The 14509-nt window shown below is 68.7% G+C and carries 13 protein-coding genes; 12 read left to right on the top strand and 1 reads right to left on the bottom strand.

Features of this window, described 5'->3' with window-relative positions:
• Nucleotides 1-41: 41 nt before the first annotated feature.
• The 6 genes from B7D75_RS13685 to pvcD all read left to right on the top strand — a co-directional run bounded on the left by B7D75_RS13685 (nt 42) and on the right by pvcD (nt 6868).
• Nucleotides 42-1487 carry an alanine/glycine:cation symporter family protein gene (locus tag B7D75_RS13685; RefSeq protein ID WP_034081569.1) on the top strand — a complete coding sequence of 482 codons (1446 nt, stop codon included), beginning with the start codon at nt 42-44 and terminating at the stop codon, nt 1485-1487.
• A 97-nt stretch (nt 1488-1584) separates the two neighbouring features.
• A complete protein-coding gene (locus tag B7D75_RS13680; RefSeq protein WP_012075762.1) occupies nt 1585-2571 on the top strand; it encodes an asparaginase in 987 nt (328 codons plus the stop codon).
• Between the two features lie 214 nt (nt 2572-2785).
• Nucleotides 2786-3772 (top strand): paerucumarin biosynthesis protein PvcA, encoded by a 987-nt coding sequence (gene pvcA / locus B7D75_RS13670; protein WP_012075761.1) that lies wholly within the window; start codon nt 2786-2788, stop codon nt 3770-3772.
• Between the two features lie 17 nt (nt 3773-3789).
• Nucleotides 3790-4665 (top strand): paerucumarin biosynthesis oxygenase PvcB, encoded by an 876-nt coding sequence (gene pvcB / locus B7D75_RS13665; protein WP_053813922.1) that lies wholly within the window; start codon nt 3790-3792, stop codon nt 4663-4665.
• Between the two features lie 51 nt (nt 4666-4716).
• Nucleotides 4717-6219, top strand: a complete 1503-nt coding sequence (gene pvcC, locus B7D75_RS13660; RefSeq protein ID WP_034081567.1) for a paerucumarin biosynthesis protein PvcC — start codon at nt 4717-4719, stop codon at nt 6217-6219.
• Nucleotides 6212-6868 carry a paerucumarin biosynthesis heme-binding protein PvcD gene (gene pvcD / locus B7D75_RS13655; RefSeq protein WP_053813921.1) on the top strand — a complete coding sequence of 219 codons (657 nt, stop codon included), beginning with the start codon at nt 6212-6214 and terminating at the stop codon, nt 6866-6868. The genes pvcC and pvcD overlap by 8 nt, the downstream gene beginning before the upstream one ends.
• A 34-nt stretch (nt 6869-6902) precedes the next feature.
• Here the strand turns inward: pvcD and ptxR are convergent, their stop codons facing one another.
• Nucleotides 6903-7841, bottom strand: coding sequence for an HTH-type transcriptional regulator PtxR (gene ptxR / locus B7D75_RS13650; protein WP_012075757.1), 939 nt, complete (start codon nt 7839-7841; stop codon nt 6903-6905).
• Between the two features lie 575 nt (nt 7842-8416).
• On the opposite strand from ptxR, the gene ptxS reads away from it, so the two are divergent.
• From ptxS to B7D75_RS13620, 6 genes are all read left to right on the top strand, one after another.
• Nucleotides 8417-9439: a transcriptional regulator PtxS gene (gene ptxS, locus B7D75_RS13645; RefSeq protein WP_012075755.1), complete on the top strand. Its 1023-nt coding sequence runs from the start codon at nt 8417-8419 to the stop codon at nt 9437-9439.
• Between the two features lie 71 nt (nt 9440-9510).
• Nucleotides 9511-10293, top strand: coding sequence for a sugar phosphate isomerase/epimerase family protein (locus tag B7D75_RS13640; protein WP_034081566.1), 783 nt, complete (start codon nt 9511-9513; stop codon nt 10291-10293).
• Nucleotides 10286-11236, top strand: coding sequence for a sugar kinase (locus B7D75_RS13635; protein WP_053813920.1), 951 nt, complete (start codon nt 10286-10288; stop codon nt 11234-11236). Before B7D75_RS13640 ends, B7D75_RS13635 begins: the two co-directional genes overlap by 8 nt.
• A 62-nt stretch (nt 11237-11298) precedes the next feature.
• Nucleotides 11299-12606 (top strand): MFS transporter, encoded by a 1308-nt coding sequence (locus B7D75_RS13630; RefSeq protein ID WP_107114122.1) that lies wholly within the window; start codon nt 11299-11301, stop codon nt 12604-12606.
• 18 nt (nt 12607-12624) lie between these two features.
• Complete coding sequence (locus tag B7D75_RS13625; RefSeq protein WP_107114121.1) at nt 12625-13611, top strand: 2-hydroxyacid dehydrogenase; 987 nt, start codon at nt 12625-12627, stop codon at nt 13609-13611.
• Between the two features lie 179 nt (nt 13612-13790).
• A complete protein-coding gene (locus B7D75_RS13620) occupies nt 13791-14507 on the top strand; it encodes a gluconate 2-dehydrogenase subunit 3 family protein (RefSeq protein ID WP_107114120.1) in 717 nt (238 codons plus the stop codon).
• Nucleotides 14508-14509 lie beyond the last annotated feature (2 nt).

The following is a 14509-nucleotide window of genomic DNA, read 5'->3' as shown; positions in this document are numbered from 1 at the left end:
AGTGCACGCCGGTACCAGAATAAGAACCGAGGTAGACCTCCATGCTTGAAATGCTCAACGATTTTCTCTCCGGAAAAGTCCTCATCGTCCTGATCGTCGGCCTGGGTGCCTACTTCACGATCCGTTCGCGCTTCGTCCAGTTCCGCCACTTCGGCCACATGTTCGGCGTGTTCCGCGAATCGCTGCGCGGCCAGGCCGGCCAGCTCAGTTCGTTCCAGGCCCTGATGCTGAGCCTCGCCGGCCGAGTCGGCGCCGGCAATATCGCCGGGGTCGGCATCGCCGTGACCCTCGGCGGTCCGGGCGCGGTGTTCTGGATGTGGGTGACCGCGCTGGTCGGCATGTCCAGCAGCTTCTTCGAGTGCACCCTGGCCCAGGTCTACAAGCGCAGCGACGGCGACGGGCTGTATCGCGGCGGCCCCTCCTACTACATCCAGCACGGCCTGAAGCTGCGCTCGATGGCGGTGGTCTTCGCGATCCTGCTGCTGATCACCTACGGCTTCGCCTTCAACGGCCTGCAGTCCTACACCGTCACCCACTCGCTGCAGAACGCCTTCGGCTTCGCCCCGCAGCACACCGGGATCGCCCTGGCGGTGCTGCTCGGCGTGGTCTTCATCGGCGGCATCAAGCGCATCGCCGCGGTCTCCGACCTGCTGGTACCGATCAAGACCCTGGCCTACATCGGCGTCACCCTGTACGTCATCGCCAGCCAGATCGAGCACGTCCCGGCGATGCTGGAAACCATCGTCAAGAGCGCCTTCGGCCTCGACCCGGCGTTCGCCGGCCTGCTCGGCAGCGCCATAGTGATGGGCGTCAAGCGCGGCGTGTTCGCCAACGAGGCCGGCCTGGGCAGCGCGCCGAACGTCGCCGCGGTCGCCGCCGTGCGCCATCCGGCGGCGCAGGGCGTGGTCCAGGCCTTCAGCGTGTTCCTCGACACCTTCGTGATCTGCACCTGCACCGCCCTGCTGATCCTGCTCTCGGGCTTCTACACCCCGGGCTTCGAGGGCGACGGCATCGTCCTTACCCAGAACTCCCTGGCGGCGGTGGTCGGCGACTGGGGCCGGGTGTTCGTCAGCGTGGCCCTGTCGCTGTTCGTCTTCACCTGCATCCTCTACAACTTCTACCTGGGCGAGAACAGCCTGCAGTTCCTCAGCCGCAACCGCCTGGTGCTGATCGGCTACCGCGCGCTGGTGCTGGCCCTGGTGGTCTGGGGCTCGGTGCAGGACCTGTCGACCGTGTTCGCCTTCGCCGACATCACCATGACCTGCCTGGCCTTCGTCAACCTGATGGCCCTGGCCCTGCTGTTCAAGGTCGGCCTGCGGGTGATGCGCGACTACGACGTGCAGCGTCGCGCCGGTATCAAGCAACCGGTGTTCGACTCGGCGCAGTTCGCCGACCTCGACCTGGACCGCGAAGCCTGGCCCGCCGGCCAGCGCGCCGAAAGCCCGACGCAAGCGGGCACCGAGCCGCTGCCCAGCGGCAACCGCTGAGTCCGGCCGGGCGCCCTCCCCCTGGAGCGGCGCCTGCGCGACAATGGGGCATCTCTTCGCACATCCGTTGCGAAGAGGCCCGACACAAGGATTACGGATGCTCCCAGTCAAGAACCTCTTCGTGCTCTACACCGGCGGCACCATCGGCATGCTGGAAACCCCCCGGGGCCTGGCCCCGGCCGGCGGTTTCGAAACCCGCATGCGCGACCACCTGCGCACCCTCGGCGACGCCCCGGACCTGCGCTGGCGCTTCGCCGAACTGCAACCGCCGCTGGACAGCGCCAACATGAGCCAGGGCAACTGGCTGGCGATGCGCGACGCCATCGTCGCCGCGCTCGACGCCGGCCACGACGGCGTGCTCCTCCTGCACGGCACCGATACCCTGGCCTACAGCGCCGCGGCGCTGTCCTTCCTGCTGCTCGACCTGCCGGTCCCGGTGCTGCTGACCGGTTCCATGCTGCCGGCCGGCGCCCCGGGCAGCGACGCCTGGGACAATCTGGTCGGCGCCCTGCGGGTACTCCAGGCGGGCCATGCGCGCGGCGTGCAGGTCTATTTCAACGATGCCCTGCTGCACGGCGCACGGGTCAGCAAGCTGCGCAGCGATGCGTTCGACGCCTTCGCCGAACTGCCGCGACCACGCCAAGCCGAACATGCGCCGGTACCCGCCACCCTCGGCTACCGCCAGCCGCGCCGGGAAGTGAACCTCGCCGTGCTGCCGCTCTATCCAGGGCTGCGCGCCGCGCATCTGCGCGGGTTGCTCGACAGCGGCGTGGAAGCGCTGCTGCTGGAATGCTATGGCAGCGGCACCGGCCCGTCCGACGACGAGGAACTGCTGGCGGCCCTGCGCGAGGCCCACGCCCGTGGCGTGCTGCTCGCCGCCGTCAGCCAGTGCGCCTACGGCGCGGTCGAGTTCGGCGTCTACGCCGCCGGCAGCCGCCTGCGCGACGCCGGCCTGGTCTCGGCCGGCGGGATGACCCGCGAGGCGGCCCTCGGCAAGCTGTTCGGCCTGCTCGGCGCCGGCCTCGGACGCGACGACGCGCAACGCTGGTTCGCCCTCGACCTGTGCGGCGAGAACGCCGACTGATTCCCCAGCGGCCGCCCGGTGGCGGCCGCTTCCTTCCGCCCTCCCCGCGACACGCGACAACGCCCACGGTCCGCCCGTGTCCGGCGCTCATCGTCAAGCTTCAGCGAACAGTGTTTCCGGCCTTCCGCGGTTTATCCGCCGCCAGCGAATCCACAGGATGTCGGCTTCCGCCGCCGGCCACGCCGGCGTCCGCCCACAAGGAGGAAACACCTGCATGTACGCCATCGCCGAAGACACCCTTCCCGCACGCGTATTGAAAGAACTGCTGCTCTATCGCCGCCGTTACCCCGAGCATCGCCAGAGCGCCAGCGAAGCGGACGAGATCCGCCGCATCGAACAGGTCCAGTTGCCGCGCATCGCCGCCTTCATCGAAGCCGGCGAGCCCATCGAATTCGTCCTGCCGGCGTTTCCGGCCAAGTCGCCGAACCCCGGCAAGGTCCTCGACAGCCGTCCGGACATGGCCGAGCGCCTCTCGCTGTCGTTCCTCAACCACCTGTGCCAGCGCATCCAGCTGTTCTATGCGCCAGGCGCGAAGATCACCGTCTGCTCCGACGGCCGGGTGTTCGGCGACCTGGTGAGGATCGGCGATGCGCACATCAGCGCCTACCAGGATGCCTTGCGCCTGATGATCGAGGAGATCGGCGCCACCCATATCGGCGTGTTCAACCTGGAGGACGTGCGCGCCTTCGAGGCCCAGCGCGACGACCACGAGCAGCTCCGCCAGTTGCTGATCGACGGCTACGCCGAGCCGCTGGAAAGCATCCGCGAGACCCTGCTGGCCAGCGAAGAAGGCCTGCTGCTGTACCGCGCCATCACCCGTTTCCTCTACGAGGACGGCCTGACCCCCGACTACCAGGGTTCGAAGACCGCCCTGCAACGCGACGCCAAGGAGCGCGCCTACGGGGTGATCCAGCGCAGCTGGGCCTGGGGCGCGCTGCTGGCCGACCAGTTCCCCCGCGCGATCCGCCTGTCCATCCACCCGCAGCCGGCGGACAGCCTGAAGTTCGGCATCCACATGATGCCGACCCGCGACGACTGGCTGACGCCCTGGCACGGCGTGGCGGTGAACACCGAGGACCGCTTCGTGCTGATGAAGCGCAGCGAGGTGCTGGAAATGGGCGGCGAACTGGTGCAGATCAACGGCCAGCCCAGTCACTACCGCCTGCCGGCCAGGGCCGCCCGGCGCGCCGCCGTGGCCTGAGTCCGAGGAGCCAGACGATGAACGCCTATGTCAGCGATCAACCGGTACGTCTCTCGCCGCTGCGCGACGAACAGGGCAACCAGCCGCGCTTCGGCCTGCTGCTGGAGCCGGGCCGTCCCGGCATGCACGTCGGCGAGCTGCCGGCACAGTGGCTCAAGGGCCTGGCGCGCAGCCACCACCTGCTGCTCCTGCGCGGCTTCGCCGCCTTCGCCGACGCCGAGAGCCTGACCCGCTACTGCCACGACTTCGGCGAAGTCATGCGGTGGCCGTTCGGCGCGGTGCTGGAGCTGGTGGAGCAGGAAGGCGCCGAGGACCACATCTTCGCCAACAACTACGTGCCGCTGCACTGGGACGGCATGTACCTGGAGACGGTGCCGGAATTCCAGGTGTTCCACTGTGTCGACGCGCCCGGCGACAGCGACGGTGGCCGCACCACCTTCAGCTCGACCCCGGCGGCGCTGCAACTGGCCGACAGTAGCGAGCTGGAACTCTGGCGCCGCGCCAGCGGCCGGTACCAGCGCAGCGCGGCGCACTACAGCAGCCGCTCGGCCGCGCCGATCATCGAGCGCCACCCGCGCCGCGAGTTTCCCATCCTGCGTTTCTGCGAACCGCCGGTAGAGGGCGACGCCAGCTTCATCAACCCCTCCGAGTTCCACTACGACGGCATCGCCCCGGAACAGCGCGGCGAACTGCTCGCCAGCCTGCGCCGCTGCCTGTACCACCCAGAGGCGCACTACGCCCACCGCTGGCGCAGCGACGACCTGGTGATCGCCGACAACCTGACCCTGCTGCACGGTCGCGAGGCCTTCGCCCACCGCGCGCCGCGCCACCTGCGGCGGGTGCATATCCACGCCGAGCCGGCGCTGCGCAACCCGCACCTGCAGCGCGACTGACCGCCCCGCCGGCCGTGCGCGCCACGGCCGGCGTCCCGACAAGGAACCAGCATGAGCCATTCCGTCCCCAACGCGCTGATGACCGGCGCCGACTATCTCGACAGCCTGCGCGACGGCCGCCAGGTCTACCTCAACGGCGAGCGGGTCGCCGACGTCACCCGGCACAGGGCGTTCCGCAATGCCTGCCGGAGCATCGCCGGGCTCTACGACGCCCTCCACGGCGAGCAGCGCGACGTCCTCACCCGGGTCGATGCCCAGGGCCGCCGCAGCCACCGCTTCTTCACCCCCGCGCAGAACGCCGAGGACCTGCTCGGCGCGCGCGAGGCGATCGGCTGCTGGTCGCGCATGACCTACGGCTTCATGGGGCGTACCCCGGACTACAAGGCGGCGTTCATGTCCGGGCTGGAGGCCGGCGCCGGCTTCTACGGCGACTACCGGCAGAACGCCTGCGCCTGGCACCGCGCCTTCGCCGACCGCGGGCTGTTCCTCAACCATGCGATCATCAATCCGCCGCTGGACCGCAGCAAGGCGATCCACGAGATGCGCGACGTGTTCGTCCACGTCGAACGCGAGACCGACCAGGGCATCGTCGTCAGCGGGGCGAAGATGCTCGCCACCGGCAGCGCCATCACCAACGCCACCTTCGTCGCCCCGGTGGCCTCGGCGCAGATGGAAGCCGGCAAGGCCGAGGACTTCGCCCTGGTGTTCTTCGCCCGCCTGGACAACCCCGGCCTGCGCCTGATGTGCCGGCCATCCTACGAGGAGCGCGCGAGCAGTCCCTTCGACTATCCGCTGTCCAGCCGCTTCGACGAGAACGACAGCGTGCTGCTGTTCGACAAGGCGCTGATTCCCTGGGAAGACGTCCTGGTCTACCGCGACCTGCGCCGCGCCACCGGCTTCTATGCCGAGTCGGGCTTCGCCAACCTGTACAACTTCCAGTCCGGCATCCGCCTCGGGGTGAAGCTGGAGCTGATGATCGGCCTGCTTTCCCTCGGCGTGCGCGCCAATGGCACCCAGGGCTTCCGCGGGATCCAGGCGGCCCTCGGTGAGCTGATCGCCCTGCAGCACCTGCTGCAGGCGCTGACCACCGCCATGGCCCGCGACCCGGAGCGCAACGCCGCCGGTTCGGCGGTGCCGCGCCTGGAGTACGCCAATGCCCTGCGCATCCAGGTGCCGCAGATCTGGAAGCGTGTCCGCGAGTTGCTGGAAAACGCCCTCGGCGGCGCCCCGCTGGTCACCGTCTCGGCCGCCGCCGACCTGCGCGACGGCGAGGCGCGGCGGCTGGTGGACAGCTACTACCGCGGCGCCGAACTGGAGCCGGAGCAGCGCCTGAAGCTGTTCAAGCTGATCTGGGACGCCACCGGCAGCGAGTTCGGCGCGCGCCATGCGGTCTATGAGAGCCATTACTCCGGCAATGCCGAGCAGATCCGCCTCGACTCGCTGGCCTGGGCCAGCCGTCGCGGGCACCTGGCCGACTGCGAGGCGATGGTCCGGCGCTGCATGGCCGACTACGACATCCATGGCTGGCTACGGGGGCCCTGGCAGCATGACTGAGCGCAAACGCTGGCTGGCCGGCTGCCTGTCGGCCCTGGTTTCCCTGCCGCTGGCTGCCGCCGTGCCGGGCCCGGACGCCCCCGCCGACCTGGCGCGCGGCAAGGCGATGGCGCAGAAGATGTGCTCGCGCTGCCACGACGACGACGGCAACGGCGGGCCGCGGCCGAACCGCAGCTACCCGAAGCTCGCCGGGCTCGACCGGGAATACCTGTACAAGCAGATCTACGACCTCAAGACCCAGCGCCGGCGCAACCCGGCCACCAACGGCCGCGGCGAGGAGCTGAGCGCGGCGGACGTGGTCAACGTCTCCGCCTGGTTCGCCGCCCAGCGCATGAGCGCCGGCGAGCAGACCCTGGCCGACCCGGCGCAACGCGAACGCGGCCGGCAGCTCTTCGAGAACGGCCTGGCGCAGCGCGGCGTACCGCCCTGCGTCACCTGCCACGGGCGCGCCGCCCGGGGCCTGGCGGCGCTGAAGGCGCCGCGCCTGGCCGGGCAATGGGCGGAGTACCTGGCGACCCAGCTGCAGCGTTTCCGCGACGGCCAGCGCGATAACAGCCAGACCATGCGCGCGGTCGCCGACGGCCTGGAGGATAACGACATCCAGGCGCTCGCCGGCTACCTGGGCAGCCTGGGGCCGCAGGGCGAATAACGCCCTACAGCCCCCCAGGCATGGATGCCCAGCCTCATTCGCCCTGCGCCAGGCGGAACGGCTCGCGGCCGAGATGCTCGCGCAGCGACTCGATGAACGCCCTGACCCGCACCGGCATGTAGCGCGCCGAGGGATACAGGGCATAGATGCCGCCCTGCGGCAGCCGCCAGTCGGGCAACAGATGGACCAGCCGCCCGCGGGCCAGCTCGCGGGCCACGAGGAAGCTCGGCAGCACGCTGACCCCGGCACCGTCGAGGACCAGGCGGTACACCGCCAGGGTATTGTTCGCCAGCAGGCGGCCGCGGGTCTGCACCGTGGCGCGCTCGCGCTGGCGCTCGAAAGTCCAGTTCCAGGGGGTGCTCAGGCGGGTATGGCCGATCCACTCGCAACGCTCCAGATCGCATGGCTGGCGCAGCGGCGGCAGGCCGGCGAGGTATTCCGGCGTAGCCACCGCGACCTGCTGGAAATCGCAGAGCTTGCTGGCGTGCAGCCCGGAGTCACGCGGCCAGCCGATACGCACGGCGAGATCGATACGCTGGCCGACCAGGTCGCTGAACTGGTCGTCGGCGAGCATCTCCACCTGGACCTTGGGAAACTGCCGGATGAACGCCGCGGAAACGCTGCTGATATGCCATTTGACGAAGTCCTGCGGCGCGGTGATGCGCAGCCGGCCGCTGGGTTCGCCCTGCAGGTCGCGGACATCGGAGAGCGCCCCGTCGAGTTCGCCGAGCATGCGCTGGGCTACGCCGAACAGCAGTTCGCCGCGATCGGTGAGGGTCATGCGCCGGGTGGTGCGGGTCAGCAGCTGGATCCCGAGGTCGGCCTCCAGGCGCCGCAACTGCTCGCTGAGCAGCGACTTCGACAGGCCGAGCGCCTCCGCCGCGGCGGTGAAGCTGTTGTGCTCGGCGATGGCGACGAAGGCATACAAGTGATTCAGGTTCAGATGATTCAATCGCTCCAGGGCGGCGCTCATCCTGTCATTCCTTAGCCGGGAAGTGGGGCCGGACGGGTCTGTCGAAGCAGCATCCTGCGGCGGCGGACGGCGATATTCGGCAGGGCCCCGCGACGATGGGTAAGCGTGATGACGAAACCGGGTGGTCAGGTGGTCGATACGGACCGCCACAGCGCCATAAGTTTCACCGCAGCACCTTCGTCTTCCGATAAATGAGAACTGCTTCAGACGGTCGGTCGGGTAGACATCGGTGGTCGAACTTCGGCACACGCCTGGCCGATTGATCACGTCCTACCGACAAATCGTTCCTCAAGTAGTTTCTTAAGTATTAGGCAAACTTTCTTTTTATTTATGGAGATATGGCACATTCATGTCATTCGACATTAATAATTGAATCCGATCACTCCAGGTTATTATTCGTTTTTCATGAACAACATCAGCGTTCGCCTTGCTGACTTCACGGAGGTCGTACATTTTTCCCGTTGACGGACAAGCCGCTTCTGGTGTTTTCTGAAACCGGTTTCAGACCCCTGGCATCCGCTGGTGCGGACCAGCCGGACACACCAATAAGAACAGCACCAAGAGGTACCAGGTCCGTGAATGGTTCAATACTGCCCAGCCGTGGCCGCGCCACCATCAACCAGGTGGCCGAGGCCGCCGGCGTCTCCAAGGCCAGCGTGTCGCGCTATATCGGCGGCGACCGCCAGCTTCTCGCGGATGCCACCGCCGAGCGCATCGAGCGTGCCATCGACCAGCTCGACTATCGCCCCAACCAGATGGCCCGTGGCCTCAAGCGCGGCCGCACGCGGCTGGTCGGAATGCTGGTGGCGGACATCCTCAATCCCTACTCCGTGGCCGTCATGCATGGCGTGGAAACCGCCTGCCGCGAACACGGCTACAGCCTGGTGGTGTGCAATACCGACCGCGACGACGAGCAGGAGCGCCATCACCTGGCCGCCCTGCAGTCCTACAACGTCGAAGGACTGATCGTGAACACCCTCGGCCACCACCCGGGCGAGCTGCGCGCCCTGCACCAGCACCTGCCGATGGTGCTGGTGGACCGCCAGCTGGCCGAGCTGGACACCGACCTGGTCGGCCTGGACAACGCCGACGCCGTCGAACAGGCCCTGGACCACCTGCAACAGCGCGGCTTCCGCGACATCCTGCTGGTCACCGAACCGCTCGACGGCACCAGTTCGCGGATCGAGCGGGTGCAGGCCTTCAACGCCTCCATCGGTCGCCGGCCGGCGCTCAAGGGCCAGGTCCTGCAGACCGACGACTTCTTCCGCGACGGCCTGCGCGCCTTCCTCGCCGCCAGCGGCCCGGGGCCGAAGGCGCTGTTCAGCTGCAACGGCGTCGCCACCCTGTGCGCCACCCGCCAGTTGCGCGACCTCGGTTGCCGGCTGTTCGACGAGGTCGGCCTGCTGGCCCTCGACGAACTCGACTGGTACCCGCTGGTGGGCAGCGGCATCACCGCCCTCGCCCAACCCACCGACGAAATCGGCCGCACCGCCTTCGAGCGTCTCCTGGCGCGACTCGAGGGCGACCGCGAGCCGGCGCGCCGGGTGACCTTCCCGGCACAACTGATCGTTCGCGGCTCGACCCATCCACGCGGTTAGCGGCCTGCCGCCGACGCGTTGCCGGCGGCCTTCGCTCGGCCTGAAATGAAACCGGTTTCAGAGGAATGCCAATGTCCCTTCATCCCGTCTCCATCAGTCTTTCCAGCTACGGCGCGGATCTCGTCCGCAGTCGCGGCCAGGCCAGCTTCCTGCCCCTGCTGGCGATGGCCGGCGCGCGGCGCGTGGAACTGCGCGAGGAACTCTTCGCCGGCCCGCCGGATACCGAGGCGCTGACCACCGCCATCCAGTTGCAGGGGCTGGAGTGCGTGTTCTCCTCACCCCTCGAGCTGTGGCGCGAGGACGGCCAGTTGCACCCCGAGCTGGAGCCGACCCTGCGTCGCGCCGAAGCCTGCGGGGCCGGCTGGCTCAAGGTCTCGCTCGGTCATCTGCCGGAGCAGCCCGACCTCGCCGCCCTTGGCCGACGCCTGGCGCGGCACCCGCTGCAACTGCTGGTGGAAAACGACCAGACGCCCCAGGGCGGCCGGATCGAGGTGCTGGAGCGCTTCTTCCGCCTCGCCGAACGCCAGCAACTGAACCTGGCGATGACCTTCGACATCGGCAACTGGCGCTGGCAGGAACAGGCGGTGGACGACGCCGCCCTGCGCCTGGGCCGCTACGTCGGCTACGTGCACTGCAAGGCGGTGATCCGCAACCGCGACGGCAAGCTGGTCGCGGTGCCGCCGTCGGCCGCCGACCTGCAGTACTGGCAGCGCCTGTTCCAGCATTTCCCGGAGGGCGCCGCGCGGGCCATCGAATACCCGCTGCTGGGCGACGACCTGCTCAGTCTCAGTCGTCGGCACATCGCCGCCCTCGCCCGCCTCGGGCACATCCAGGAGGAACGCCAGCATGGCTGACTTCGAGATCCTCTGCTTCGGCGAGACCATGGCCATGTTCGTCGCCGAACAGCCCGGCGAACTGCACCGGGTCGAGCAGTTCGGCAAGCGCATCGCCGGCGCCGACAGCAACGTCGCCATCGGCCTCGCCCGCCTCGGCTTCGCGGTGGCCTGGCTGAGCCGGGTCGGCGACGACTCGCTCGGCCGCTTCGTACTCGACAGCCTGACCCGCGAGGGCCTCGACTGCCGCTTCGTCGAGGTCGACGCGCAAGCGCCCACCGGATTCCAGATGAAGTCCCGCGAAGTCGATGGCACCGACCCGCGGGTCGAGTACTTCCGCCGCGGCTCGGCGGCCAGCCGGCTGGGCCTCGCCCACCTCCGCGAAGAAATGCTCGGCGCCCGCCACCTGCACGCCACCGGCATTCCTCCGGCGCTCTCGGCGAGTGCCTGCGAATTGTCCCACGAACTGATGCGGCGCATGCGCGACAACGGTGCCAGCCTGTCCTTCGACCCCAACCTGCGGCCCTCGCTGTGGCCCGGCGAGCGCCGCATGATCGCCGAGATCAACGCCCTCGCCGCGCACGCCCACTGGGTCCTGCCGGGCCTGGAGGAAGGTCGCCTGCTCAGCGGCTGGCAGGAACCGGCGGATATCGCCGCGTTCTACCTGGACATGGGCGTCGACGCGGTGGCGATCAAGCTCGGCCCGAGCGGCGCCTACTATCGCGATGCCCACGGTGAAGGGCTGGTTCCCGGCGTGCCGGTGGCGACCGTGGTGGACACCGTCGGCGCCGGCGACGGCTTCGCGGTCGGGCTGGTCAGCGCGCTGCTGGAAGGCCTGCCGCTGCCCGACGCGGTGGCCCGCGGCAACTGGATCGGCAGCCGCGCGGTGCAGGTCCGCGGCGACATGGAGGGTCTGCCGGAACGCAGCCAGCTGCTCGACCGCGAGCGCCGCAAGAGCGCCTGACCTCGCCGCCCACGCGGCACCTGTTGCGACAAGAACAAGACAAGCTCAGGAGATACCCGACCATGACCATGCCTCGCCTCGCCAGCAGCCGCTGGTGGTACATCATGCCGATCGTTTTCGTCACCTACAGCCTGGCCTACCTGGACCGCGCCAACTACGGCTTCGCCGCCGCCTCCGGGATGGCCGACGACCTGCGGATCACCCCCGGGCTGTCCTCGCTGCTGGGGGCGCTGTTCTTCCTCGGCTACTTCTTCTTCCAGGTGCCGGGGGCGATCTACGCGGAAAAGCGCAGCGTCAAGAAGCTGATCTTCGTCAGCCTGATCCTCTGGGGCGGGCTGGCCACCCTGACCGGAATGGTCGCCAACGTCTACCTGCTGATCGGCATCCGCTTCCTTCTCGGCGTAGTCGAGGCGGCGGTGATGCCGGCGATGCTGGTCTACCTCTGCCACTGGTTCACCCGCGCCGAGCGCTCGCGGGCGAACACCTTCCTGATCCTCGGCAACCCGGTGACCATCCTCTGGATGTCGGTGGTCTCCGGCTACCTGGTGGAGCATTTCAGCTGGCGCTGGATGTTCATCATCGAAGGCCTGCCAGCGGTGATCTGGGCTTTCATCTGGTGGCGCCTGGTGGATGACCGCCCACGCCAGGCCGCCTGGCTCGGCGCCGCGGAAAAACGCGACCTGGAAGACGCTCTGGCCGCCGAGCAGCAGGGCATCAAGCCGGTGAAGAACTACCGCGAGGCGTTCCGTTCGCCAAAGGTCATCGTCCTCTCGCTGCAGTATTTCTGCTGGAGCATCGGCGTCTATGGCTTCGTCCTCTGGCTGCCGTCGATCCTCAAGCACGGCGCCAACATCGACATCGTCGAGGCCGGCTGGCTGTCGGCGCTACCCTACCTGGCGGCGGTGATCGCCATGCTCGGGGTGTCCTGGGCCTCGGACCGGATGCAGAAACGCAAGCGTTTCGTCTGGCCGCCGCTGCTGATCGCCTCCATCGCCTTCTACGGTTCCTACGCCCTGGGCAGCGAGCACTTCTGGCTGTCCTACGCCCTGCTGGTGCTGGCCGGGGCCTGCATGTACGCGCCCTACGGGCCATTCTTCGCGATCGTCCCGGAAGTCCTCCCGGCCAACGTCGCCGGCGGCGCCATGGCGCTGATCAACAGCATGGGCGCGCTGGGCTCGTTCTCCGGCTCCTGGCTGGTCGGCTACCTGAACGGCATCACCGGCGGGCCTGGGGCGTCCTATCTGTTCATGAGCGGCGCGCTGCTGCTGTCGGTGCTGCTCACCGTGTTCCTCAACCCGCACGCCGACAGGCGCGAGCCCGATGCCGGTCGCGCGCCTCCCTCGCGGCGGGCGGCGCCGGCCCATCCCTGAGCGACTCCGGAGCATCCGATGAAGAAAGTGGTTCTCTACAAACGTCTCTCCACGCCCCTGATGGAGCGCCTGCGCGAGCGGGCCGAGGTGCTCCTGGTCGAGGAGCCCGGCCGCGACGGCCTGGCCCGCCTGCGCGACGCCCTGCCCGAGGCCCACGGCCTGCTCGGCGCGAGCTTGCGCCTGGACGCCGGGCTGCTCGACCTGGCGCCGCGACTGGAAGCCATCGCCAGTGTCTCGGTGGGCGTCGACAACTATGACATCGACTACCTCGACCGCCGCGGCATCCTCCTCAGCAATACCCCCGACGTGCTCACCGAGACCACCGCCGATACCGGCTTCGCCCTGATCCTGGCCACCGCCCGGCGGGTGGTGGAGCTGGCCGGCTGGGTGCGCGCCGGGGAATGGAAGAAGAGCATCGGCGGCGCCCAGTTCGGCACCGACGTGCATGGCAAGACCCTCGGTATCGTCGGCATGGGCCGCATCGGCGAGGCCCTGGCCCGGCGCGGGCACCACGGTTTCGGCATGCGTGTGCTGTACCACAGCCATAGCCCGAAGCCCCGGGTCGAGGAACGCTACGCGGCGAGCTACCGCTCCCTCGACGCGCTGCTCGAGGAATCCGACTTCGTCTGCCTGACCCTGCCGCTGACCGCCGCCACCGAAGGCCTGGTCGGTGCCGCGCAGTTCGCCCGGATGCGCCCGCAGGCGATCTTCATCAACATCTCCCGTGGCCGGGTGGTCGACGAGGCGGCCCTGATCGAGGCCCTGGAGCAGCAGCGGATCCGCGCCGCCGGCCTCGACGTGTTCGAGCGCGAGCCGCTGTCTCCCGACTCGCCGCTGCTGCGCCTGCCGAACGTGGTGGCCACCCCGCACATCGGCTCGGCCACCGAGGAAACCCGCGAAGCCATGGCCCGCTGCGCGGTGGACAACCTGCTCGCCGCCCTCGCCGGCGAGCGGCCGCTGAACCTGGTCAATCCTTCGGCCTGGGCGCGACGCCAGCGCGCCTGAAGCGGTCGCCAGCGGGCGCGCCGGGCCGACACCCGGCGTGCCGTTCTGCTTCACTTGCCGTATTGGCCTGCCCTGAATCCTTGCTGAAACGTTTCTCCAGCGTGACACATGAACTTATAATTAGCCTGCTAATCATTATCAGAAAGACGAAACCGTGATGATCCAGAGAGGACCCCACCATGCCCGATGACAAGGCCGTCAACGGCCGCCGCGACTTCCTGCGCAAGACCCTGACCGTGATCCCGGCGGTGACCCTGGCCGGCTATGGCGTCGGCCATGCCATGCAGACGCCCGCCGCCGAGCGGGACAAACCCGGCGAACGCTACCAGCCTCGCTTCTTCACCAGCACCGAATGGGCTTTCGTCAACGCCGCGGTGGCGCGCCTGATCCCCAGCGATGACAACGGCCCCGGCGCCATCGAGGCGGGGGTGCCGGAGTTCATCGACCGACAGATGGAAACCCCCTACGGGCACGGCGCCCTCTGGTACATGCAGGGGCCGTTCGTCACCGACGCCGCGCCGGAGTTCGGCCATCAGCTGAAGCTGGTGCCGCGCGACATCTACCGGGTCGGCATCGCCGCCCTGGAACGCTGGAGCAAGGCCAACCAGGGCAAGCCGTTCGCCGAGCTGGAGCCGTCGGCGCAGGACGACATCCTGCAACGCCTGGAAGCCGGCCAGATCGACCTGCAGGACCTGCCGGCCAACCTGCTCTTCGGCCAGTTGCTGCAAAACACCCACGAAGGCTTCTTCTCCGATCCGCAGCACGGCGGCAATCGCGGCCTGGTGGGCTGGAAGCTGGTCGGCTTCCCTGGCGCCCGCGCCGACTTCATGGACTGGGCCGACCGCGGCGAGAAGTATCCCTTCCCGCCGGTGGCAATTTCCGGCGAGAGGGGCTGAAG

Origin of the sequence: Pseudomonas paraeruginosa, assembly GCF_003025345.2 — a bacterium.
GTDB classification, from domain to species: Bacteria; Pseudomonadota; Gammaproteobacteria; order Pseudomonadales; family Pseudomonadaceae; genus Pseudomonas; species Pseudomonas paraeruginosa.
The sequence above is the reverse complement of the archived record's forward strand: the minus strand, read 5'-3'. Positions and strand labels throughout refer to the sequence as shown.